The sequence below is a fragment of the Hydrogenophaga sp. A37 genome, assembly GCF_002001205.1.
Lineage (GTDB): Bacteria > Pseudomonadota > Gammaproteobacteria > Burkholderiales > Burkholderiaceae_C > Hydrogenophaga.
The window spans coordinates 163278-187732 of record NZ_MUNZ01000101.1 but is presented as its reverse complement, the minus strand read 5'-3'; the positions used below and the strand labels follow the sequence as shown (position 1 = coordinate 187732).

The 24455-nt window shown below is 63.7% G+C and carries 19 protein-coding genes; 3 read left to right on the top strand and 16 right to left on the bottom strand.

What is annotated here, in order from left to right; genetic code table 11:
* Positions 1-12: 12 nt before the first annotated feature.
* The 9 genes from hscA to uvrB all read right to left on the bottom strand — a co-directional run bounded on the left by hscA (position 13) and on the right by uvrB (position 10099).
* Positions 13-1896: a Fe-S protein assembly chaperone HscA gene (gene hscA, locus B0E41_RS11895; protein ID WP_077331350.1), complete on the bottom strand. Its 1884-nt coding sequence runs from the start codon at positions 1894-1896 to the stop codon at positions 13-15.
* Between the two features lie 52 nt (positions 1897-1948).
* Positions 1949-2467 (bottom strand): Fe-S protein assembly co-chaperone HscB, encoded by a 519-nt coding sequence (gene hscB, locus B0E41_RS11890; RefSeq protein ID WP_077331349.1) that lies wholly within the window; start codon positions 2465-2467, stop codon positions 1949-1951.
* 64 nt (positions 2468-2531) lie between these two features.
* Positions 2532-2855, bottom strand: a complete 324-nt coding sequence (gene iscA / locus B0E41_RS11885) for an iron-sulfur cluster assembly protein IscA (protein ID WP_077331348.1) — start codon at positions 2853-2855, stop codon at positions 2532-2534.
* A 23-nt stretch (positions 2856-2878) separates the two neighbouring features.
* A complete protein-coding gene (iscU, locus tag B0E41_RS11880) occupies positions 2879-3265 on the bottom strand; it encodes a Fe-S cluster assembly scaffold IscU (RefSeq protein ID WP_077331347.1) in 387 nt (128 codons plus the stop codon).
* Positions 3266-3277: 12 nt separating this feature from the next.
* Positions 3278-4495, bottom strand: a complete 1218-nt coding sequence (locus tag B0E41_RS11875; RefSeq protein ID WP_077331346.1) for an IscS subfamily cysteine desulfurase — start codon at positions 4493-4495, stop codon at positions 3278-3280.
* An 82-nt stretch (positions 4496-4577) separates the two neighbouring features.
* A complete protein-coding gene (gene iscR, locus B0E41_RS11870; RefSeq protein ID WP_077331345.1) occupies positions 4578-5111 on the bottom strand; it encodes a Fe-S cluster assembly transcriptional regulator IscR in 534 nt (177 codons plus the stop codon).
* 177 nt (positions 5112-5288) lie between these two features.
* Positions 5289-7220: an ATP-binding protein gene (locus B0E41_RS11865; protein WP_077331344.1), complete on the bottom strand. Its 1932-nt coding sequence runs from the start codon at positions 7218-7220 to the stop codon at positions 5289-5291.
* The gene (locus B0E41_RS11860) at positions 7220-7915 is read right to left on the bottom strand and encodes a response regulator transcription factor (RefSeq protein WP_077331343.1); all 696 of its coding nucleotides are present in this window, start codon (positions 7913-7915) and stop codon (positions 7220-7222) included. Before B0E41_RS11860 ends, B0E41_RS11865 begins: the two co-directional genes overlap by 1 nt.
* Positions 7916-8011: 96 nt before the next feature.
* Positions 8012-10099 carry an excinuclease ABC subunit UvrB gene (gene uvrB / locus B0E41_RS11855; RefSeq protein ID WP_077331342.1) on the bottom strand — a complete coding sequence of 696 codons (2088 nt, stop codon included), beginning with the start codon at positions 10097-10099 and terminating at the stop codon, positions 8012-8014.
* A 105-nt stretch (positions 10100-10204) separates the two neighbouring features.
* On the opposite strand from uvrB, the gene B0E41_RS11850 reads away from it, so the two are divergent.
* From B0E41_RS11850 to rsxB, 3 genes are all read left to right on the top strand, one after another.
* Positions 10205-11401, top strand: a complete 1197-nt coding sequence (locus B0E41_RS11850) for an amino acid aminotransferase (protein ID WP_077331341.1) — start codon at positions 10205-10207, stop codon at positions 11399-11401.
* A 207-nt stretch (positions 11402-11608) separates the two neighbouring features.
* Positions 11609-13045 (top strand): polyhydroxyalkanoate depolymerase, encoded by a 1437-nt coding sequence (phaZ, locus tag B0E41_RS11845; RefSeq protein WP_077331340.1) that lies wholly within the window; start codon positions 11609-11611, stop codon positions 13043-13045.
* A 47-nt stretch (positions 13046-13092) separates the two neighbouring features.
* Positions 13093-13749: an electron transport complex subunit RsxB gene (gene rsxB / locus B0E41_RS11840; RefSeq protein ID WP_077331384.1), complete on the top strand. Its 657-nt coding sequence runs from the start codon at positions 13093-13095 to the stop codon at positions 13747-13749.
* 118 nt (positions 13750-13867) lie between these two features.
* Here the strand turns inward: rsxB and B0E41_RS11835 are convergent, their stop codons facing one another.
* The 7 genes from B0E41_RS11835 to scpA all read right to left on the bottom strand — a co-directional run bounded on the left by B0E41_RS11835 (position 13868) and on the right by scpA (position 24422).
* The gene (locus tag B0E41_RS11835) at positions 13868-16186 is read right to left on the bottom strand and encodes a methyl-accepting chemotaxis protein (RefSeq protein ID WP_363351105.1); all 2319 of its coding nucleotides are present in this window, start codon (positions 16184-16186) and stop codon (positions 13868-13870) included.
* Positions 16187-16272: 86 nt separating this feature from the next.
* Positions 16273-16611, bottom strand: coding sequence for a hypothetical protein (locus tag B0E41_RS11830; RefSeq protein ID WP_143433792.1), 339 nt, complete (start codon positions 16609-16611; stop codon positions 16273-16275).
* 235 nt (positions 16612-16846) lie between these two features.
* Positions 16847-17338, bottom strand: a complete 492-nt coding sequence (locus B0E41_RS11825; protein ID WP_077331338.1) for a VOC family protein — start codon at positions 17336-17338, stop codon at positions 16847-16849.
* On the bottom strand, positions 17335-19383 hold the full coding sequence (locus tag B0E41_RS11820; protein WP_077331337.1) for an acetyl/propionyl/methylcrotonyl-CoA carboxylase subunit alpha: 2049 nt from the start codon (positions 19381-19383) through the stop codon (positions 17335-17337). Before B0E41_RS11820 ends, B0E41_RS11825 begins: the two co-directional genes overlap by 4 nt.
* A 319-nt stretch (positions 19384-19702) precedes the next feature.
* Positions 19703-21235, bottom strand: a complete 1533-nt coding sequence (locus B0E41_RS11815) for an acyl-CoA carboxylase subunit beta (protein WP_077331336.1) — start codon at positions 21233-21235, stop codon at positions 19703-19705.
* 29 nt (positions 21236-21264) lie between these two features.
* Positions 21265-22269: a methylmalonyl Co-A mutase-associated GTPase MeaB gene (gene meaB / locus B0E41_RS11810; protein ID WP_077331335.1), complete on the bottom strand. Its 1005-nt coding sequence runs from the start codon at positions 22267-22269 to the stop codon at positions 21265-21267.
* Positions 22266-24422 (bottom strand): methylmalonyl-CoA mutase, encoded by a 2157-nt coding sequence (gene scpA, locus B0E41_RS11805; protein WP_077331334.1) that lies wholly within the window; start codon positions 24420-24422, stop codon positions 22266-22268. The genes meaB and scpA overlap by 4 nt, the downstream gene beginning before the upstream one ends.
* Positions 24423-24455: the final 33 nt, after the last annotated feature.

Below are 24455 nucleotides of genomic sequence, written 5' to 3'. Positions count from 1 at the left end.
CTTGGGTGCGTGTCAGACTTCTTCCAGCCGCTTGCCAGCCAGGGCGTGCTGGATGCCCCGGTTCATGCGCATGGCGGCGAACGCCTCGGTGCCTTTGGCCAGGGCGGTGGTCGCGGCCTCGATCACAGCGGCCTCGGCGCCAGTCGCGACCTCGGTGAGTTGGTTCATCAGCAAATGGATAGCCTCGCGCTCGGCGGCGTCCAGCAGGTCCCCGTCGGCGGCCAGGGCGCTGCGGGTGGCGGCGATCATGCGGTCGGCATCCACCCGGGCCTCGCCCAGCGCACGGGCGGCCATGTCTTGCTGAGCGGTGGCGAAGCTGTCTTTCAACATCGACGCGATCTGCTCGTCCGACAAACCGTAAGAAGGCTTGACGTCGATCTGGGTTTCCACGCCACTGCCCTGCTCTTTCGCATGCACCGACAGCAGGCCATCGGCATCGACCGTGAAGCTCACGCGGATGCGCGCCGCACCCGCCGCCATGGGAGGGATGCCGCGCAGCGTGAAGCGCGCGAGGCTGCGGCAGTCGGCCACCAGATCGCGCTCGCCCTGCACCACGTGCAACGCCAGTGCGGTCTGGCCGTCCTGGTAGGTCGTGAAATCTTGCGCCAGGGCGGTGGGGATGGGGCTGTTGCGCGGCACGATGCGTTCGACCAGGCCGCCCATGGTTTCGATGCCGAGTGAGAGCGGGATCACGTCGAGCAACAGCAGGTCGCCGTCGCGGCTGTTGCCGGCGAGCGCGTTGGCCTGGATGGCCGCACCCAGCGCCACCACCTCATCGGGGTTCAGGTTGGTCAGCGGCTCCTGACCGAAGAACTCGCCCACGGTGCGGCGGATCACCGGCATGCGGGTCGAGCCGCCGACCATCACCACGCCTTTGACTTCGTCTTTGCCGAGGCCGGCATCGCGCAGCACCTTGCGCACGGCGGTCATGGTGCGTGCGGTGAGCGCTGCGGTGCAGGCTTCGAACTCGGCTGGGGTCACGGTCTGGCGCAGTGCCTGACCGGCGATGGTGGCTTCAAACACGACGGAGCCTGTTGCAGCGTCCACACCAGACAGGGCCTCTTTGCAGCGGCGGGCTTCGGCGTGCAAACCAGCGCGCTCTGAGGCGTTCGGCAACAGGGTCACGCCCTGCTGCTCCAACACCCAAGCGGCCAGCGCCTGGTCGTAGTCGTCACCGCCCAGGGCCGAATCGCCGCCCGTGGCCATGACCTCGAAGACGCCGCGCGTCAGGCACAGGATGGAGATATCGAAGGTGCCGCCGCCCAGATCGTAGATGGCGTAGACGCCCTCGGAGCCATTGTCCAGACCGTAGGCAATCGCTGCCGCCGTGGGCTCGTTGATCAGGCGCAGCACGTTGATGCCGGCGAGCTGCGCTGCGTCTTTGGTGGCCTGGCGTTGTGCGTCATCGAAGTACGCAGGCACAGTGACCACCGCACCAAACAGTTCGTCGTCAAAGCTGTCCTCGGCCCGGAAGCGCAGCGTGGCGAGAATTTCAGCGCTGACTTCCATCGGCGTCTTGCGCCCGGCCACGGTCTCGATCACGGCCATGCCGTTCTCGTCCACCACCGTGTAGGGCAGCTTGTCCACGTCGGCCACCTGGGCGCGTGTGCGGCCCATCAGGCGCTTGACCGAGCTCACGGTGTTGGCGGGGTCGCTGACTTGCGCGGCCAATGCATCAAAGCCGATTTGTCGACCCGAGCCGCCTTGTGCCGGATCAAGGTAACGCACCACGCTCGGCAAAATCACCCGACCGTCGGTTGAAGGCAGGCATTCGGACACGCCGTGGCGCACCGCAGCCACCAACGAATGCGTGGTGCCCAAGTCGATACCCACCGCCACGCGGCGCTGGTGCGGATCGAGGGACTGGCCGGGTTCGGAAATCTGCAGGAGTGCCATGGGCGCGGGTGTCGGTGGAACAGGAAAACGGAGGGCTGCGAAAGACAGCCTGCTATTGTCCCAGTTGATCGAGCCGGTTTTCCACGTCACGGGCAAAGCGCTCAACAAACATAAGGGCTCTGACCTGCTGGGCCAGCGCGGTGAAGTCGCGCTGCTCGTCGGCGGTTTGTTGCAGCTGGGTCAGCATGGTCTGGCGTGACGCGGCCACCTCGTCCGCCATGCGCTCCAGAGCCTCACTGTCTCGGGCTTCTTCCAGGTCCTCTCGCCATTGCATCTGCTGCATCAGAAACGCGGCGGGCATGGCGGTGTTGTTCTCGGCCTGAATCGGCGCACCGTTGAGTTCGCACAGGTAGGCCGCGCGTTTGAGCGGGTCCTTCAGGCGCTGATAGGCCTCATTGATGCGCACCGACCACTGCATGGCCTGGCGCTGGGCCTGGGCGTCGGCCGTGGAGAAACGGTCCGGATGGGCTTCACGCTGCAGGTCTTTCCAGCGTTGATCAAGGGCGTCGCGGTTCAATCCAAACGTTGGAGTGATACCGAAGATGTCGAAATCGTTGGACAGCAGGTTCATGGCGTTAAAAAGCCGCCAGGACGTGACGCACTGGCGGCCGCAAGTGGTTGGTCCGGCAACAGTATCAGATACGGAAGCTCTCACCACAGCCGCAACGATCACGCTCGTTGGGGTTGTTGAATCGAAAGCCTTCGTTCAGACCTTCGCGCACAAAGTCCAGCTGCGTGCCGTCGATGTAGGCCAGGCTCTTGGGGTCCACCAGCACCTTGACGCCGTTGTCCTCGAACACCACATCTTCGGGGGCAATCTCGTCGGCATATTCCAGCTTGTAGGCCAAACCTGAGCAGCCAGTGGTTTTGACGCCCAGCCGAACACCCACACCCTTGCCGCGTTTGGCAATGTAACGGGTGACGTGGCGGGCTGCGGCTTCTGAGATCGAGATGGACATGGTTTCGAGGGACCGGACAAAAATCAGTTCAGGTGCTTTTTGCGGTAGTCATCCACCGCAGCCTTGATCGCGTCTTCGGCCAAGATGGAGCAGTGGATCTTCACCGGCGGCAGCGCCAGCTCTTCAGCGATCTCGCTGTTCTTCAGCGCGGCCGCCTGGTCCAGCGTCTTGCCTTTGACCCATTCGGTCACCAGCGACGACGAAGCAATCGCCGAGCCGCAACCGTAGGTCTTGAAGCGCGCGTCTTCGATCACGCCCGTGGTCGGGTTCACCTTGATCTGCAGCTTCATCACGTCGCCGCAGGCGGGTGCACCCACCATGCCGGTACCGACCGATTCGTCGCCTTTGTCGAACGAACCGACATTGCGAGGATTCTCGTAGTGGTCAACGACCTTTTCTGAATAAGCCATGGTCTTTCTCCTTCAGTGTGCGGCCCATTGAATCGTCGAGATATCAATGCCGTCTTTGAACATTTCCCACAGGGGGGACAACTCACGCAGCTTCGCCACGTTTTCCTTGATGGTGCCGATCGCGTAATCGATCTCTTCTTCAGTGGTCCAGCGGCCAATGGTCATGCGCAGGCTGCTGTGGGCCAGTTCGTCGCTGCGGCCCAGGGCGCGCAACACGTAGCTGGGCTCCAGACTGGCGGACGTACAGGCCGAGCCAGACGATACGGCCAACCCCTTGATGCCCATGATCAGCGACTCGCCTTCGACATAGTTGAAACTCATGTTCAGGTTGTGCGGCACGCGCTGAGTCTCATGGCCGTTGATGAACACCTCTTCCACATCTTTCAGGCCCGCCAACATGCGGTCATGCAGTGCCTTGATGCGTACGTTCTCAGCGTGCATCTCTTCTTTGGCAATGCGGTAGGCCTCGCCCATGCCCACGCACTGGTGGGTGGGCAACGTGCCCGAACGCATGCCGCGCTCGTGTCCGCCGCCGTGCATCTGCGCCTCGATGCGGATACGCGGCTTGCGGCGCACGTACAAGGCACCGATGCCCTTGGGGCCGTAGGTCTTGTGGCTGGTCAGGCTCATCAGGTCAACCGGCAGCGTCTGCAGGTCGATGTCCACACGGCCGGTGGCTTGCGCCGCGTCCACATGAAAGATCACACCCTTTTCGCGGCAGATCGCGCCGATGGCGGCGATGTCCTGAATCACACCGATCTCGTTGTTCACGAACATGACCGAGGCAAGGATGGTGTCCGGTCGGATCGCGGCCTTGAACACCTCAAGGTCCAGCAGACCATCGGCCTGCACATCGAGGTAGCTGACTTCAAAGCCCTGGCGCTCCAGCTCGCGCATGGTGTCCAGCACGGCCTTGTGTTCGGTTTTCACCGTGATCAGGTGCTTGCCCTTGGTCTTGTAGAACTGCGCAGCGCCCTTCAAAGCCAAGTTATTGGACTCGGTCGCACCGCTGGTCCAGACGATTTCACGCGGGTCGGCATTGATCAGCGCAGCCACTTGTTCACGCGCCGTTTCCACGGCCTTCTCGGCTTCCCAACCCCAGGCGTGGCTGCGTGAGGCCGGGTTGCCGAAGTGTTCGCGCAACCAGGGAATCATCGCATCCACCACCCGCGGGTCGCAGGGGTTGGTGGCGCTGTAGTCCATGTAGATGGGGAAGTGAGGAGTGCTCATGACTGACAAAGAAGAGGGCTGGCTGGGCTTCCGGGGTCGCGGCTCATCGGCGCCACAGGGCGCTCATCCACCGCTTCACCGACTATTTGGAAAATGCGTTGCCGAGAGCAAACACCGAATTCGGGGCATTGACCCGGATCGGCTTGACCACCGGAGCGCTGGAAATGGCGCGCTTGATCATGGGTGCGTTTTCCACCACCACGCCCTTGGCGAGCTGCTCGTTCACGAGCGACTGCAAGGACACGGAGTCGAGAAAATCCACCATCTTGGCGTTCAAGGTGGCCCACAGTTCGTGGGTCATACAGCGATTGCCCTCGCCCAAGCAGTTTTCCTTGCCACCGCATTGTGTTGCATCGATCGGCTCGTCCACCGACACAATGATGTCTGCGACGGTGATGTCGGTCGCTTTGCGGCCGAGCGTGTAGCCCCCACCGGGTCCCCGGGTGGACTCCACCAATTCGTGGCGGCGCAGCTTGCCAAACAACTGCTCTAGATAAGAGAGCGAAATCTGCTGGCGCTGGCTGATGGCCGCGAGCGTGACGGGCCCGTTGTTCTGGCGCAAGGCCAGGTCGATCATGGCAGTGACCGCAAAGCGGCCTTTGGTCGTGAGGCGCATGTGAAGCTCCTGTTCGTGAGGCTTGGACGTCGTTCAATGACTGGCTGAAATCCCAGTTTCCAACCAGCGGTTTCTCCACCCACCCCAACTGCATCGAGAGCAGTTGCATTGTCAAACTGTTATCCGACTATTTTGATCGAGTATACACCTCTCCCGCCATTCGCGGCGTGCCAGCGGTCAGAGCAAGGCAGGTTGTCCAGGCTCCATCGGCTCCGATGAGACAAGGTCAAAAGGCGGGGACTGCAGTGGGAACAGGAAGCGCACACAGGTGCCCGGATTCGCTCCACCAAAGTGAACCTGCACCCCCAATTCAGCCGCTCGCAAGCGGATGTGGCCGATTCCCCGACCGCCATCCCTGAAACCACCCTCCTGCAGCGCGCCAAGCCCCACGCCGTCGTCACTGACACTGAGCTCCACGTGTCCGTTGATCTCCTGTGTCCGCACCGTCACGCGGCTGGCCTGGGCATGCTTCACGATGTTGGCAAACACCTCTTGCAGACAGCGGAACACATGGAGCACGCCTCGCGCCTCCAAGCCGGGAATGGCGGGCACGTCCTGCACCTGCCAGTCGAGATCGATGCCCGCCGCCTGCAGCGCAGGCGCGATGCGCTGACGAAGGGTCCCCAAGATGGTGGGCAGGTCACCCTCCATCGGTTCCAGCGAGTCCAGCGTCATGCGCAGGTCTTCCAGCGCATGATCCAGCATGGCGGCCACCGCCGCACTGTCCACCTGCTCACCGCTGCTGCGAACCACGTTCAGCGCCTGCACCAGTTGGCTGCCCAGTCCGTCGTGCATGTCCCGCGTGAGTCGCCGGCGCTCACCTTCCAGCACCCGCTGGCTCTCCACCACACGCAGGCGCTCGAACAGGCGATGCAACTCGCTCTCGCGATCACTCACCTTCTGGGCCAGTGCAGCGTTCAGACGACCCACCTGCTCCATCGAAGAAACGGTGCGGCGCACCAGCACCCAGCCCAGGGCATACAAGAGCATCAGCGAGCCCACGTTCATCCACCGGATGTCGGCATCACCGGGCGCACCCATGTTGACCACTGCAAAGTCACGCACACCGGTGGCCATGGTGGCCATGCCCACCAGCATCATGAGGCGCTGGTTGGAATCCAACCCCCACCGGGCGCGATGAAAGAGCTTCACCAGCGCCACCGCGGAAATGGCGGTGATGATGCCCATCCAGAGGCGGTACATGTCGTACTGGTTGTAATAGACCGTGATCGCCAGCCACACCGGTCCCACCACCAGCAAGCCATGGACGAAGCTCCGGATGTAACCCTGGCGGTAGTCGAAGAGGTCCCACATGAAAAGGTACAGACAACCGCAGTAGACGGTGAAGGACAGCTTGTGGAGGTAGTACCAGACCTCGAACGTCATGGGCGGCGTCTCCATGGGCGTCAGCGCCAGGCGCACGGTCCAGGCGAACGTCGCGCCCACGAGCAGGCCAAACATGCGCTCGCGGGTCTGCAGCCACATCAGCAGCGACATCAGACCCACCATGAGCGAGCAGGCGGCCACCATCCATGTCGCGTACACCTGCCACCACATGAGCTGCTCGTAGCGCTGGTTCAGCGCATCTGCATCACCGAGATAGACGATGGACAGTCCGCTTTTGCGCAGAGGCTGTCCCCGCACCTCAATATCCAGCTGGTTGGCACCAGGACTCACCGCAAGCCAGGCCTTGGGCAGCGACACCAGGTGCGGCACCAGCGCGGTGTCGACAAAGCCCGACCGCGTCCAGAAACGGTCACTCACTTCCTGTCCGTTGAGCCACACACGGTAGCGCGCACCCACGCGGGGCAACAACAAGGCGAGCGGGCGTTCGTCAGTCAGACCTGCAGGCCAGTCCAGCCGATAGCGGGCCTCGCCATGCCATCGCGGCGTCTGGTCGTCCCACACATGAGGCAGGCTCACCCTGGTCTGCTGATCGACCCCTGGCTGGGCGTGGGAGACCAGCGCCTGACGGATCGCATACGCACCGTCGAGCGACCCCGTTCGGGACACCCAGAACAGGCCGACGAAGAGGGTCACCACCAGCAGCCCGGCCGACAGATAGGCTGGCGTGGCCAGTATCCGACGGGTCACGGAGTTGGTGGGCATCACAGCAACCCGCGCTCCTGCGCCACCCGGACCACCTGCACACGGCTGTGGACCGCAAGCTTGCGGTACAGGTTCTTGATGTGCGAGCCCACCGTGGCGGGCGAGATGACCAAGCGCTGCGCGATCTCCTTGTTCACATAACCCTGAGCCACCAGCTTGAGCACCTCGGTTTCGCGCTCGGACAGCAGCACCTCGTGGAGGGGCAACGAGGAGGCAGGCGCGTCTGGGGCCACACGGAACTGCTTCAACAGCATTCGAGCCAGCAACGGTGAAATGGGAGCGCCCCCCTCGCGGATTTGCTCAATCGCAGCAATCAGCTCCTCCGACCGGCAACCTTTGAGGACGTACCCCGTGGCGCCGGCCTGCAAGGCCGCCACCAACCTCGACTCCCCGCCAAACACGGTGAACACCAGCAACTCGGCATCGGGTCGCTCTTGGGACAACCAGTGCAACAGTTCCTCCCCCCGCCCGTCCGGCAGCCCGAGGTCCACCAGAAACACATTGGACTCGTCGTCGGCCAAGGCATGCCGTCGCGCATGATCCAGGCTGGCAGAAAGACCCACCAGTCGCCACGCGGGACGGGACAACAGCGCTTGCTGGACAAATTGCAGGATCGCGGGATCGTCTTCAATCAGGTAGATGCGCGTGACATCGTCCTTGGTGGCCGACTCGCGCGGCGCAGGCAAAGCTGACATAGGTGAAATGGCGTCTTCTTATTTGAGATGCCCACGACCCGACACTGTTGGCCGGCCCCGGCGTGGGCGCTTGAGCCTCCATTGTGGGGCAGAAGCTCAGGCGATATTTTCCCGCCCAGAAGCACCAAACAGCTGAGCCTTGAGCCTTGAGAGCTGGTCTCGCACGCTGGCCGCCTTCTCGAATTCGAGGTTGCGCGCGTGCTCCAGCATCAGCTTCTCCAGCCGCTTGATCTCGCGCGCCACGTCCTTCTCGCTCATGTCCTCCACGCTGGCACGCAGCGCGCTCTCGGCGGCCAGGCGGTCGGCTTCCTTGCCGGCCTTTTCGCTGTACACGCCGTCGATCAGGTCCTTGATGCGCTTGTTGATGCTACGCGGCTCGATGCCCATGGCCAGGTTGTGCGCGATCTGTTTGGTGCGGCGGCGCTCGGTCTCGCCGATGGCCCGCGCCATCGAATCGGTGGTGCGGTCCGCGTAGAGGATGGCCCGGCCGTTCAGGTTGCGCGCGGCGCGGCCAATGGTCTGGATCAGGCTGCGTTCGGAGCGCAGAAAGCCCTCTTTGTCGGCATCGAGAATGGCGACCAGAGACACCTCGGGAATGTCCAGCCCCTCGCGCAGCAGGTTGATACCCACCAACACGTCGAACGCGCCCAACCGGAGGTCGCGCAAGATTTCCACGCGCTCCACCGTGTCCACATCACTGTGCAGGTAGCGCACCTTGACGCCGTTTTCTGTCAAATAGTCGGTCAGTTGCTCGGCCATGCGCTTGGTCAGCGTGGTGATGAGAACCCGCTCGTTCTTTTCCACGCGGATGCGAATTTCCTGCAACACGTCGTCCACCTGGTGCGTGGCGGGGCGCACTTCCACTTCAGGGTCTACCAGGCCGGTGGGCCGCACCACCTGCTCCACCACCTGGCCGGCGTGCGTCTTTTCGTAGTCGGCCGGCGTGGCCGAGACGAACACCACCTGGCGCATGCGCTGCTCGAACTCTTCGAGCTTGAGCGGCCGGTTGTCCAGCGCGCTGGGCAGGCGGAAACCGTATTCCACCAGCGTGGTCTTGCGGGCGCGGTCGCCGTTGTACATGCCACCGAACTGACCCATGAGCACGTGGCTTTCGTCCAGGAACATCAGCGCGTCTTTGGGCAAATAGTCCGTCAGCGTGGAAGGCGGCTCGCCCTCAGCACTGCCGGCCAGATGGCGCGAATAGTTTTCGATGCCCTTGCAGTGCCCCACTTCGCTGAGCATTTCCAGATCAAAACGGGTGCGCTGTTCCAGCCGCTGCGCCTCCACCAGCTTGCCCATGCCCACCAGTTGCGCCAGGCGCACGCGCAACTCTTCCTTGATCAGCTCCACCGCGTTGAGCACCTGCTCGCGCGGAGTCACGTAGTGGCTGCTGGGGTAGACGGTGAAACGCGGGATCTTCTGCCGCACCTTGCCGGTGAGCGGATCGAAGAGTTGCAGGGTTTCCACCTCGTCGTCGAACAGCTCAATGCGGATCGCCATCTCGCTGTGTTCGGCCGGAAACACGTCGATGGTGTCGCCTCGCACGCGGAACTTGCCACGCGAAAAATCGGCCTCATTGCGCGCGTACTGCATGCGCACCAGCTGCGCGATCAGGTCGCGCTGGCCCATCTTGTCGCCCACCCGCAGCAGCATCACCATCTGGTGGTAGCTCTCGGGCTTGCCGATGCCATAGATGGCCGAGACCGTGGCCACGATCACCACGTCGCGCCGCTCCAGGATGCTCTTGGTGCACGAGAGGCGCATCTGCTCGATGTGCTCGTTGATCGCGCTGTCCTTCTCAATGAACAGGTCGCGCTGCGGCACATAGGCCTCGGGCTGGTAGTAATCGTAGTAGCTGACGAAGTACTCGACCGCGTTCTTCGGAAAGAACTCGCGGAACTCGCTGTACAGCTGCGCGGCCAGCGTCTTGTTGGGCGCGAACACGATGGCCGGGCGGCCCATGCGGGAGATCACATTGGCCATGGTGAAGGTCTTGCCCGAGCCGGTCACGCCCAGCAGGGTCTGGAACACCTCGCCGTCGTTGATGCCCTCCACCAGTTGCTCGATGGCGGTGGGCTGGTCGCCCGCTGGCGGATAAGGCATGAAGAGCTCGAACGGCGAACCGGGAAAACGGATGAACTCCCCGTTGGGTATTTCCGGCATGACTTCTGCAATTTTTGGCATGGAGCGCTCGGCTGGCCCGGATAGGGCACAGGTAAAATCTAGGGCAACCTGCAAGGCTAACCGAGCCCCGTAAATCACGCTACTGACAACTTCCAAAGGATATTCATGTCTTTGTTCACCGCCGTCGAAATGGCCCCGCGCGACCCCATCCTGGGTCTGAACGAACAGTTCGCTGCCGACACCAACCCCAACAAGGTCAACCTGGGCGTTGGCGTGTATTTCGACGACAACGGCAAACTGCCGCTGTTGCAGTGCGTGCAAGCCGCTGAAAAGACCATGATGGAAAAGCCCACGGCCCGTGGGTACCTGCCCATCGACGGCATCGTCGCCTACGACGCGGCCGTCAAAGGCCTCGTCTTTGGCGCCGACAGCGACGTCGTCAAGAGCGGCCGCGTGGCCACGGTGCAAGGCATTGGCGGCACGGGCGGTCTGAAGATCGGCGCCGACTTCCTGAAAAAGGTCAGCCCCAACGCCACCGTGCTGATTTCCGACCCCAGCTGGGAAAACCACCGCGCTCTGTTCACCAGCGCCGGCTTCGCCGTTGAAAGCTACGTGTACTACGACCCCGAGAAGCGCGGTGTGGACTTCGACGGCATGCTGGCCAGCCTGAACGCTGCCGCAGCCGGCACCATCGTGCTGCTGCACGCCTGCTGTCACAACCCCACCGGCTACGACATCACCGCCACCCAGTGGGATCAGGTGATCGCCGTGGTGAAAGCGCGCAACCTGACCGCGTTCCTCGACATGGCCTACCAGGGTTTCGGCTACGGCATCGCCGAAGACGGCGCCGTGATCGGCAAATTTGTGGCGGCGGGCCTGACTTTCTTTGTCTCCACCAGCTTCTCGAAGAGCTTCAGTTTGTATGGCGAGCGCGTGGGCGCCCTGTCGGTGGTGTGCGAGAGCCAGGAAGAATGTGGCCGTGTGCTGTCGCAACTGAAGATCGTGATACGCACCAACTACTCAAACCCGCCGATCCACGGCGGCGCGGTGGTGGCCGCTGTACTGAACAACCCCGAGCTGCGTGCCCTGTGGGAACAGGAACTGGGCGAGATGCGCGTGCGCATCAAAGCGATGCGCCAGAAGCTGGTCGACGGTCTGAAGGCCGCCGGTGTAAAGCAGGACATGAGCTTCATCACCACCCAGATCGGCATGTTCAGCTACTCGGGCCTCACCAAAGACCAGATGGTGCGCCTGCGCAGCGAGTTCGGCGTCTATGGCACCGACACCGGCCGCATGTGCGTGGCCGCGCTCAACAGCAAGAACATCGACTACGTCTGCCAAGCGATTGCCAAAGTGGTCTGAACTGCGCTACCCATGCAAAAAGCCGCTCTCTGAGCGGCTTTTTGCATGGTGGCGTCAGGCCCTGCGATTCGGCTTGTGAAGCTCGAAAAATGGGGCAACCATTCTTTCACGAAGGTGACAAATGCCCGGGGAAATTAGGTGTTTCCACCGTTACGGGCGACACCACATGCTGTTATATTGCACTGCAACATAACCATTGGTTCCCCCATGCTCTACCAGATTTACGAAACCCAACGCTCCATGATGGAGCCGTTCGCGGACCTGGCCGAAGTCGCCGCCAAGCTGTACAACAACCCTGCGCTGCCCATGGCGCAGATGCCGATGGCGCAGCGCGTGGCGGCGGGTTACGACCTCATGCACCGCCTGGGCAAAGACTACGAGAAACCGGTGTTCGGCATCACCACCGCCGACGTGGACGGTGTGGACGTGGCGATCTTCGAGCGCATTGAAATCGACAAGCCGTTTTGCGAACTGCGCCGCTTCAAGCGCTTCACCGACGACTCGGCCACCCTGGGCAAGCTCAAGGGCCAACCAGTGGTGCTGATCGTGGCGCCGCTCTCGGGCCACTACGCTACCCTGCTGCGCGACACGGTGCGCACCATGCTGAAGGACCACAAGGTCTACATCACCGACTGGAAAAACGCGCGCCTGGTGCCGCTGAGCGACGGCGAGTTCCACCTCGACGACTATGTGAACTACGTGCAAGAGTTCATCCGCTACCTGCAAAAGGGCTATGGCAACTGCCACGTGATGAGCGTGTGCCAGCCCACCGTGCCGGTGCTGGCCGCCGTGTCGCTGATGGCCAGCCGCGGAGAAACCACGCCGCTGTCGATGACGATGATGGGCGGTCCCATCGATGCCAGCAAATCGCCCACGGCGGTGAACAACCTGGCCACGCAGCGAAGCCACAGCTGGTTCGAAAACAACGTGATCTACCGTGTGCCGAGCAACTTCCCTGGTGCCGGCCGCCGCGTCTACCCCGGTTTTCTGCAGCACACCGGCTTCGTGGCCATGAACCCCGACCGCCACGCCACCAGCCACTACGACTACTTCAAGGACCTGATCAAGGGCGACAACTCCAGCGTCGAGAGCCACCGCAAGTTCTATGACGAGTACAACGCCGTGCTCGACATGGACGCCGATTACTACCTCGAAACCATCGAGACCGTGTTCCAGGACTTCAAGCTGGTCAACGGCACCTGGGACGTGAAGAACGAGGAAGGCAAGATCGAGCGCGTGCGCCCCGAAGACATCAAGGCCACCGGCCTGCTGACCGTGGAAGGCGAGCTGGACGACATCTCCGGCTCGGGCCAGACCGCTGCGGCGCACGACCTGTGCACCGGCGTCCCCAAAACGCACCAGATGCACTACGAAGCCAAAGGTGCGGGCCACTACGGTATCTTCAGCGGCCGCCGCTGGCGCGACATGGTGTACCCCGTGGTCAAGACCTTCATCCTGGCGCACCAGCCCAAAGTGGCTGCCGTCGCGGCACCTGCTCCCGCCGTGGTGGTGAAGCCCGTGGCCAAAAAAGCCGCACGCAACAAGGTGGCCGCAAAACCTGCGGTCAAGGCCGTGGTCGCGAGCAAAACTGCCCCCAAGCCCGTGGCCAAGGCGGCCGCCAAGCGCAAGGTATCTGCGGCCTGATGGAGCGGGCCACGGGGAGCGCCCTGCTCCCCGGTATATTGGCCTTCATGAACGAACTCGCCCGGCGCATCGACGCCGCCCTGCCGCAAACCCAATGCACGCGCTGCGGCTATCCAGACTGCGCCCGCTACGCTGAGGCCGTCGCCGCTGGCGAGGCCGGCATCAACCAGTGCCCGCCCGGTGGAGCGGAAGGCATTGCGCGGCTCGCGGCCCTCACCGGCCAGCCTGTCACCCCGCTCCATCCCGCCCATGGCATCGAAGGCCCGCTGACCTTGGCGGTGATCGACGAAGACTGGTGCATCGGCTGCACGCTGTGCATCAAGGCCTGCCCGACCGACGCCATCGTCGGCAGCAACAAGCTCATGCACACCGTCATCGAGCCCTATTGCACCGGCTGCGAGCTGTGCCTGCCGGTCTGCCCGGTGGACTGCATTTCACTGGAAGTGGTGAGCGGTGAACGCACCGGCTGGCAGGCCTGGACCACAGCCCAGGCGGCACAAGGCCGCGAACGCTACCAGCAGCGCACCGCGCGCCTGGCGCGCGAGCAGCTCGAACACGATCAACGCCAGGAAGCCAAGGCCCGTATGAAGCTGGCCGATCTGGCGGCCCACTCACAACACACCGACCCTGCCGTGCTCGACAAGAAGCGGGCGGTGATCGAGGCGGCGTTGGCCCGGGCCCGCGCCAAGCGGGACGCGGCCTGATACGGGTTTGCAATCAAAGTGAGAACAAGGCGCGAAGCCGCAGACAGTGCTACAGCACGGCAAGGCGAAGCAACGCAGTTATCGCTTTGATTGCAAACCGGTATGAGACCGGGCGCCGTCAGGCCGCCACGCTCAGTGACTTGTACACACCGCATCCCACGTACAGGTCGTCCACCTTGGTCACGTAAGACATCTTGGTCTGGACGATCCCGCTCTGCGGGTTGGTGATGTCGTACTCCACCCAACCCGGCTCCATCTCGGCCTGCTCGACGATGGCCTCCAGCAGCGATGCACCGTCCACACCGGGGATGTCCTGCACGCGGGTGCCCACCTTGTCGGGCCGGCCACCGAAAGCACGGTAGCCGCCCTGGCGGTCCAGCGCAAACACGTACATGTCGCGGTCGTGAAACGCCTGGGCCGGGTCCGTAAGAGAGCGCAGAAAGCCTTCGCGACCTGATCGAGTCCTCAGGTCCAACGCCTGCTGCACCAGTTGCATGGCTTCCTCGGCCGCCCCCTGCTGCAGCATGAAGGACGACACCGCCTGCGCCAAGGTGGCTGCTCGCCCTTCCAGTTGCGTGGCCTGCTGCACGGCGCGCTCCACCATCTGGGCGTTGCGCTGGGTGATCTCGTCCAGCTGACCCACGGCGGTCGAGATCTCCCTCAGCCCGCTGCTCTGCTCGGCGCTGGCGGCCGAGATCAGCGACATGTTGGCCGCCACGCCGCGCACACCGTTGACGATCTCGGTCATGTTGGTGCCGGCTGCGCGCATCTGCGCCACGCTGGCAGTCACCTGCGCCCCGGAGGCCTGGATCAGTTCGCGGATTTCACGCGACGACGCGGCCGAGCGCTGCGCCAGATTGCGAACCTCGCTCGCCACCACGGCAAAGCCCCGGCCCTGCTCGCCCGCACGCGCCGCTTCCACCGCCGCGTTCAACGCCAGGATGTTGGTCTGGAAAGCCAGGCTGTCGATCACGCCGATGATCTCGTTCATCTGCTGCGCGCTCTTCTGGATGCCATCGACCGATTCCACAGCACGCACCATGGCCTGTGCGCCCGCTTCCGCCACGTCGCGCACCCGCGCTGCCTGGGCGTCGGAATTGCCGGCGGTCTCGGCGTTCTGGTGCACGGTACTGGACAGCTCCTGCACGCTGGCCGCGGTCTGCTCCAGGTTGGCCGCCTGCTGCTCGGTGCGGTCGGCCAGGTCGCGGTTGCCCGCTGCCAGGCTCTTGCCTGCATGGGCCACCAACGCCGAATTGCTGCGAACCTGGGCCACCATGCCCGACAGGTTGCCGATCATGTTCTCCAGCTGCGCCGCCAGGTCGGCCAGCTCATCGCTGCCCCGGACCTGCACGTGGGACCGCAGATTGCCTTTGGCCGTCTGTGCCATCACGCTGCTCACATGCCGGAAGTCGATCACGAAGCTCAGGTAGAAGGACAGGACCAGGTACAGCAACACGGCCAGGCCCAGCAGCGCCACGCCCATAGCCACCAGGCGCTGGGTGCGCAATCCCTCCAACCGGCTCAGCAGCAAGCTGTCCAGCCGCTGCAGCACCGCCGTCTGGTAGGCACGCACGGCGCTGATCGCGACGGTACCGGCGTCGAAAAAGGCGGGACCCGTCACCGAGCCCGGCTGGTCCAGCGCACGACGTGCCTGTTCAACGAACGTCTCGCTGCCTTTCAACGCGGCTTCGCCTTGCAGGCCGTGCTGACCGTACCGCTCCGAAAATCCCATCGCAAAGCGGTAATCGTGTGCATCGGACTGCAAGGTGTCCAGCTGCAACCACAAGCGGGCCACCGCTTCGGGTTCGGGCTGGGGCAAGCTCAGTTGCCCGGCCCCCTGACCCCGCAAACGCCCGATCAACTCGCTCCAGGGCACCGTGCGGGAGACCACCATGTCCATCAGAAAGTAGCTGGCGGGGTCGGGATCAAACAGGAGGCTGGAGCGTTCGCCCATCGTGTAGACGAGGCGGCGCAGGTCGTTGATCACGGCCGTGTGGGTTTGGAAGGCATCCGGGGCCGGTGACCGTTCGGTCGCCGGGAGCTGCTCCAGCCGGCCGACCAGCGTTTTCCATTCGGTGGCGACCTCAAAATCCGGACGCACATTGAATTCGGCGCTCACCGCCGACAGCGCGCTTTGCAACTCGGCGCGGGTCTTGTCGAGTCCCGGGCGAACGGTGGCGTTGCCCGACAACAGCATGTGGGTCTGACCGCGGTGCGTCTGAACCACCGCGACGAGGTCGGCCAGGCGCGCGATGTTGCGGGAACCTTGCGTCTCCCGCTCGGTGAAATCAATGTCTGCGCCAATGCGCTGCACCAGCAGCACGCACACCACCACCAGTGGCACCACCAGCACACTGGCCAGGACACCGAGTTTGACGGGCAGACGCAGGCGGCGCATCAGCCACACACCGAGCAACATGGGTTGAAAACGGAACATGAGCAAGTGGCTCCAGAAGGAAGGCGACAAACGTCTATCGACGCGAACGGGGTCGCACTTGAGCCCTCGGCGCAAAGCCGGGCGACTCAGTGCAGCGAAGGGATGCCGGCCTGTCGCTCGACGAAGTGGCGAAACAGTTGCACCGACATCAGGCGCAGGGTCTCGTCGCACAGGGTCTGTGCGTGGACGAGCTGCTCCAAGGCATAGCGCTTGTCGCTCAGCATCAACGGCCGGCTGATGGACATGCCGTGGCTGGCCATGCGCAGGCTGAACGCATCCAGCATCTCCAAGGGCCAGGGCAAGGCGGGTTCAGTTTCGCGCCAAACACGCTGGCGTTGCGCCCACCGGCGGTCACCCTGGGCAATCTGAGACACCAACGGGTCGGGACCCTGCATGGCGCTGGTGGGCTTGGGCATCGTTTCCATGTTGGCGTCCTGCGTGGTTGAACGGTATGGCACCAGCGTACCCAGCCCCGAGCGGAGGAGTCCGTTGAACAACACCGTAAAAGCAGGCCTGCTTCGGCCCATGCCATGGCTTTGGGCACCATCCGGGCCGTCCAACCCGCCGGCTTGAATGGTCTGCAAGCAAACCGAGCGGGCAGAAAAAATGGCCCTGCGAGCGTGAACCCGCAGGGCCTGTCTCCTCGGCACCGTCAATTTTTCAGGCCGGACTGCCTGCCAGCGTCGCAAACGCGCTCACCACCTCGGGTGGCGCCTGCACCAGTTCAATCAGCACCCCTTCGCCGGCAATCGGAAACGCTTCATTCGCCTTGGGATGCAGGAAGGTGATGTCGTAGCCCGCAGCGCCCTTGCGGATGCCACCGGGCGCGAAACGCACCCCTTGGGCCGTGAGCCATTCGACGGCGGTCGGTAGGTCGTCGATCCACAGGCCGATGTGGTTCAGCGGTGTGGCGTGGACGGCCGGCTTCTTTTCGGGGTCCATCGGCTGCATCAGGTCGACCTCGACCTTGAACGGGCCGCTGCCGATGGCGCAGATGTCTTCGTCCACGTTCTCGCGTTCACTCTGGAACGTGCCGGTCTTCTCCAGACCCAGCATGTCCACCCACAGCGTCTGCAAGCGCAGCTTGTCGGGGCCGCCGATGGCAATCTGCTGGACACCCAGCACCTTGAATGGTCTTGGCGTTCCCTTCATTTCTCGAACTCCACGATGGGCTGATCGACCACGAGCGATTCGCCCTTGGACGCCAGCACCTTGGACACGACGCCATCCGCCGCGGCAAACAGCACGTTCTCCATCTTCATGGCTTCGATGACCGCCACGCGCTCGCCAGCCTGCACCTTCTGGCCCACCTGCACCGCCACGTCGACCAACAGGCCAGGCATGGGCGAGAGCACGTATTTGCTCATGTCGGGCGCGGCCTTGAAGGGCATCAACTTGTGCAGCTCGGCCATGCGGCGCGACACCACCACTGTTTCGATGCGTGTGCCGTTGTGTTGCACCACCAGCGCCAGCGGGTTGCGCGGCGTGCCGCGCTCCACCTGAGCGGTGAAAGGCTGACCATTGCAGACACCGGTGATGCAGATGTCGTTCAGGCGCGATGGGCTGCTGATGGCGTAGCGCTTGCCGTCGATGGTGACCACCGCCGAGCCGAGCTGGCCCAGCACCTCGTCCACATGCACGTCGGTGTAGCGGTTCTGGCCGCCGGCACCCAGCGTGATCACACTGAAGTCGTGTCCGACCTTGACGCCGTAACCCGGCAACTGGCCGGTGAGGCCGGCCGCCCGCTCGCGCGACTTGCGGCGCACAAAAGCGGCCAGCGCCACCAGAAAGTCGGCATCGTCGTGCGGCACATCCTCCGCTCGGAAACCGTGGGCGTAGTGTTCGGCGATGAAACCGGTGTTGAAGTCGCCACTGACGAACTTCGGGTGCGCCAGCAGCGCGGCCTGGAAAGGGATATTGCTGCTGATGCCGCGAATGACGAAACCATTGAGCGCCTCACGCATCTTGGCAATGGCTTCATCGCGATCCTTGCCGTGCACGATGAGCTTGGCGATCATCGAGTCGTAGTACATCGGGATCTCGCCACCATCGACCACGCCCGTGTCCACGCGCACGCCAAACAGATCGGCGGTGTTGGACTGGTGCATGCTCTGCGCCGGCGGCTGGAAGCGCACCAAGCGGCCGGTGCTGGGCAGGAAGTTGCGGAAAGGGTCTTCGGCGTTGATGCGGCACTCCATGGCCCAGCCATTGCGCTGCACCTGGTCCTGCGTGATCGGCAGCTGCTCGCCGGCCGCCACGCGGATCATCAGCTCCACCAGATCGACGCCCGTGATGCATTCCGTCACCGGGTGCTCCACCTGCAGGCGGGTGTTCATTTCCAGGAAGTAGAAGTCCTGGTCCTTGCCGACCACGAACTCCACCGTGCCGGCGCTCTGGTACTTCACCGCCTTGGCCAGCGCCACGGCCTGCTCGCCCATGGCCTTGCGGGTGGCGTCGGAGATGAAGGGCGACGGCGCCTCTTCGATCACCTTCTGATGGCGGCGCTGGATCGAGCACTCGCGCTCGTTCAAATAGATCACGTTGCCGTGCGAATCACCCAGCACCTGGATCTCGATGTGGCGCGGCTCCAGCACGTACTTTTCGATGAACACGCGGTCGTCGCCGAAGCTGTTGCGCGCTTCGTTGCGGCAAGACGTGAAACCTTCAAAGGCTTCCTTGTCGTTGAAAGCCACGCGCAGGCCCTTGCCGCCGCCGGCCGAGGCCTTGATCATCACGGGGTAGCCGATGTCCTTGGCGATCTCGACGGCGCGTTCGGCCGTTTCGATGGCGTCGTTCCAGCCCGGGATGGTGTTGACCTTGGCCTCGTTGGCCAGCTTTTTGGAAGCGATCTTGTCGCCCATGGCCGCGATGGAGAAATGGCGCGGGCCGATGAAGGCAATGCCTTCGTCTTCACAGCGTTTGGCGAAGGCTTCGTTTTCCGACAGAAAGCCGTAGCCGGGGTGGATGGCTTGTGCGCCTGTTTTCTTGGCGGCCTCGATGATCTTGTCCGCCACCAGGTAGGACTCGCGCGAAGGCGCCGGGCCCAGCAGCACGGCCTCGTCGGCCAGTTGCACGTGGCGCGCTTCCTTATCGGCCTCGGAATACACCGCCACGGTGGCGATGCCCATTTTTTTGGCGGTAGCGATCACGCGGCAGGCGATCTCGCCGCGGTTGGCAATTAGGATTTTGGTGAACATGGAATTCTCCGGTGCAAAAGTCAGTGGTTGTGGCTGGCTGTTGTTTCTGTGCCCGCAAGGAGCGCGGCGTGTGTGCCTCCGCTCATGTCCCCCGCCGGCCTGCGGCCGGCTCCTCCTTTACTTCGCTGCGACACACACGCCGCACTCCTTGCTGCGAAGTCGGTGGTATGAGGGGCTGGGGAAAACAGGTCCGTGAGGATCGGGTTGCTCGGGCGTTTTGCGCAGGTAAAGGAGGAGCGCGAAGCGCGGGGGACACGGAGCAAAACGCCCGAGCAACACGAGCCGGCCCGGCGACAAACAACGGCAGCCGAATGAAACATCACAGCGGAATGTTCCCGTGCTTGCGCCAAGGGTTTTCCAGTTTCTTGTCCTTGAGCATCACCAGCGAACGGCAGATGCGCTTGCGCGTCTCGTGCGGCAGGATCACGTCGTCGATGAAGCCGCGCGCGCCGGCCACGAAGGGGTTGGCGAAGCGGGCCTTGTATTCGGCCTCGCGCCCCGCCAGTTTGGCCGGGTCTTTCTTCTCTTCGCGGAAGATGATCTCCACCGCGCCCTTGGCGCCCATCACCGCGATCTCGGCGTTGGGCCAGGCGAAATTGACGTCGCCGCGCAGGTGCTTGGAGGCCATCACGTCATACGCGCCGCCGTAGGCCTTGCGCGTGATCACGGTGATCTTTGGCACGGTGCACTCGGCGTAGGCGTAGAGCAGCTTGGCGCCGTGTTTGATGATCCCGCCGTACTCCTGGCTCGTGCCGGGCATGAAGCCTGGCACGTCCACGAAGGTGATCACCGGGATGTTGAAGGCATCGCAGAAACGCACGAAGCGCGCGGCCTTGATGGAGCTCTTGATGTCCAGGCAACCGGCCAGCACCAACGGCTGGTTGGCCACGATGCCGACCGTCTGGCCGTCCATGCGCGCGAAGCCGATCAGGATGTTCTTCGCGTACTCGGGCTGCAGCTCGAAGAAGTCGCCGTCGTCCACCGTCTTGACGATCAGTTCCTTCATGTCGTAGGGCTTGTTCGGGTTCTCGGGCACCAGCGTGTCCAGGCTCAGGTCCATGCGGTCGATCGGGTCGCCGCTGGGGCGAACCGGCGCCTTTTCGCGGTTGTTCAGCGGCAGGTAGTTGTAGAGCCGGCGCAGCATCAGCAGCGCCTCCACGTCGTTCTCGAACGCCAAGTCGGCCACGCCGCTCTTGGTGGTGTGCGTGATCGCGCCGCCCAGTTCTTCGGCGGTCACTTCTTCGTGCGTCACCGTCTTCACCACCTCAGGGCCGGTGACGAACATGTAGCTCGAATCCTTGACCATGAAGATGAAGTCGGTCATGGCGGGTGAGTACACCGCGCCACCGGCCGAGGGGCCCATGATCATGCTGATCTGCGGCACCACGCCGCTGGCCATGACGTTGCGCTGAAACACGTCGGCATAACCACCCAGCGAGGCCACACCTTCCTGGATGCGGGCGCCACCCGAGTCGTTCAGGCCGATCACCGGCGCGCCGACCTTCATGGCCTGGTCCATGATCTTGCAGATCTTCTCGGCATGCGCCTCGGAAAGCGCGCCGCCGAACACGGTGAAGTCCTGGCTGAACACGAACACCAGGCGGCCATTGATCATGCCGTAGCCGGTGACCACGCCATCGCCGGGAATTTTCTGGTCCTGCATGCCGAAGTCCACGCAGCGGTGCTCGACAAACATGTCCCACTCTTCAAATGTGCCTTCGTCGAGCAGCACCTCCAGCCGCTCACGCGCCGTGAGCTTGCCCTTGGCGTGCTGCGCGTCGATGCGCTTTTGCCCGCCGCCCAGGCGCGCCGCGGCGCGCTTTTCTTCGAGTTGTTCCAGGATGTCTTGCATGCGTTTTCTCCAGAAAAATCGGTACGTCTTCAGTCAAACAATTCGAGCAGTTGGCGCGCTGCGGTGGATGCCGGCAGTTCGCCGGCCAGCACCCGGCGGGTGGTGTCATCGAGCCGCGCGCGAATCTGCGGGTGATCACGGAAGCGTTGTTTCAAGCCAGCGTCGATGCGCTCCCACATCCAGGCGCCGGCCTGGTGCTGGCGGCGCGCCGTGAGCCGGCCGTTGGCGGTCTGCACATTGCGGAAGGTCGACACCTCGGCCCAGAAGCTGTCCACGCCCTGGTTGTGCAGCGCGCTGATCTGGATCACCTGCGGGTGCCAGATCTTGTGATCGTGGTGGGCATGCTCGGGATGTCCGTGCAAGCCAAGCAGGCGCAGTGAAGAGGTGATCTGCGCACGGGCGCGCGTGGCAGCGTCGGGGTCGATGTCGGCTTTGTTGATGACCACCAGATCGGCCAGTTCCATCACGCCCTTCTTGATCGCCTGCAGGTCGTCGCCCGCGTTGGGCAGTTGAAGCAGGCAGAACATGTCGGTCATGTTGGCCACGGCGGTTTCGCTCTGGCCCACGCCCACGGTTTCCACCATCACGATGTCATAGCCCGCAGCCTCGCAGACCAGCATGGCTTCGCGTGTCTTCTCGGCCACACCACCCAGCGTGCCGCTGCTCGGGCTGGGGCGGATGTAAGCCTTCTCGTGAACGCTCAGGTGCTCCATGCGGGTCTTGTCACCGAGGATGGAACCGCCCGACACAGTGGACGAGGGGTCGATGGTGAGCACCGCCACGCGGTGGCCTTGTCCGATCAGGTACAGGCCCAGCGCTTCGATGAAGGTGCTCTTGCCCACACCCGGCACGCCGCTGATGCCGAGCCGGAAACTGCGGCCGGTATGCGGCAGCAGCGCGGTCAGCAGTTCGTCGCCCTGCGCGCGGTGGTCGGCGCGGGTCGATTCGAGCAGCGTGATGGCCTTGGCCATGGCGCGGCGCTGCACGGCACCTGCGCCGGTCAGCACACCGGCCTGCAACTCGGCAGGCGTCACGCCAACGCCTTCTTGATCTGTTCCAGCACGTCCTTGGCGCTGGCCGGGATCGGGGTACCCGGGCCGTAGATGCCCTTGACACCCGCCTCGTACAGCATCTCGTAGTCCTGGCGAGGAATGACGCCACCCACGAACACGATGATGTCGTCGGCGCCCTGCTTCTTCAGCTCGGCAATGATGGCCGGCACCAGGGTCTTGTGGCCTGCGGCGAGCGTGCTCACGCCGACCGCGTGCACGTCGTTTTCAATCGCCTGGCGGGCGCATTCTTCGGGCGTCTGGAACAGGGGGCCCATGTCCACGTCGAAGCCCAGGTCGGCAAAGGCCGTGGCCACCACCTTGGCGCCACGGTCGTGGCCGTCCTGCCCGAGCTTGCTGACCATGACGCGCGGGCGTCGGCCCTGCGCGGCGGCGAAATCGTTGATCTCACCCTTCAGGGCGTCCCAGCCTTCGGCGGAGTCGTATGCGGCAGCGTACACACCGGTCACCTTTTGTGTATCGGCGCGGTGGCGCCCAAAAACTTTTTCCAGCGCATCGCTCACCTCGCCCACGGTGGCGCGCAGGCGCATGGCCTGGATGCACAGGTCCAGCAGGTTGCCCTGGCCGGATTCGGCGGACGCTGTCAGCGCGTTCAACGCGGCTTCCACTTTGGCGGCGTCACGGCTGGCCTTGATCTGCTTCAGTCGAGCGATCTGCCCATCGCGCACCGCCACGTTGTCGATGTCGCGCGCCTCGATGGCGTCTTCGGTCTTGAGCTTGTATTTGTTGACGCCGACGATCACGTCCTTGCCGCTGTCGATGCGCGCCTGCTTCTCGGCCGCCGCCGCTTCAATCTTCAGCTTGGCCCAGCCGCTGTCCACGGCCTTGGTCATGCCGCCCATGGCCTCGACCTCTTCGATGATGGCCCAGGCCTTGTCGGCCATTTCCTGCGTCAGGCTTTCCATCATGTAGCTGCCAGCCCAAGGATCGACCACGCTGGTGATGTGGGTCTCTTCCTGGATCACCAACTGCGTGTTGCGGGCGATGCGCGAACTGGTGTCGGTGGGCAGCGCAATGGCTTCATCGAAGGCGTTGGTGTGCAGGCTCTGGGTGCCGCCGAACACGGCCGCCATGGCCTCGATGGTGGTGCGCACGACGTTGTTGTACGGGTCTTGCTCGGTGAGCGACCAGCCCGAGGTCTGGCAGTGCGTACGCAGCATCAGACTCTTGGGGTTCTTGGCGTCAAAGCCTTTCATGATGCGCGTCCACAGCAGCCGCGCCGCGCGCATCTTGGCGATCTCCAGGTAGAAGTTCATGCCGATCGCCCAGAAGAACGAGAGGCGCCCGGCGAACCCGTCCACGTCCATGCCCTTGGCAATCGCGGTCTTCACGTACTCCTTGCCGTCGGCCAGGGTGAAGGCCAGCTCCAGCGCCTGGTTGGCGCCGGCTTCCTGCATGTGATAACCCGAGATCGAGATCGAGTTGAACTTCGGCATGTGCTGGGCCGTGTACTCGATGATGTCGCCGATGATCTTCATCGACGGCTCAGGCGGGTAGATGTAGGTGTTGCGCACCATGAACTCTTTCAGAATGTCGTTCTGAATCGTTCCGCTCAGCTGGTCTTGCGAGACGCCCTGCTCTTCCGCCGCCACCACGTAACCCGCCAGAACCGGCAGCACGGCGCCGTTCATGGTCATCGAGACCGACACCTTGTCGAGCGGGATCTGGTCAAACAGGACCTTCATGTCCTCCACCGAGTCAATCGCCACGCCGGCCTTGCCCACGTCGCCGGTCACACGCGGATGGTCGGAGTCATAGCCGCGGTGCGTGGCCAGATCAAACGCCACCGAAACACCTTGCCCGCCGGCGGCCAGCGCCTTGCGGTAAAAGGCGTTGGATTCTTCGGCGGTGGAAAAACCGGCGTACTGCCGGATCGTCCAGGGGCGCACGGCGTACATCGTGGCCTGCGGGCCACGGATGAAGGGCTCAAACCCGGGCAGCGTATCGGTGTACGGCAGGTTCGCCGTGTCGGCGGCGGTGTACAGCGGCTTGACGCTGATGCCATCGGGCGTAAGCCAGTTCAGCGCCTGCACGTCGCCGCCGGGGGCGGACTTCTGGGCCGCCTTGGTCCAGGCTTCGAGGGTGGCGGAGGTGAATTCAGGCGTGTTCTGGCTCATGGCGGGCGGGTGCGTGGGGCTACAAATGGACAA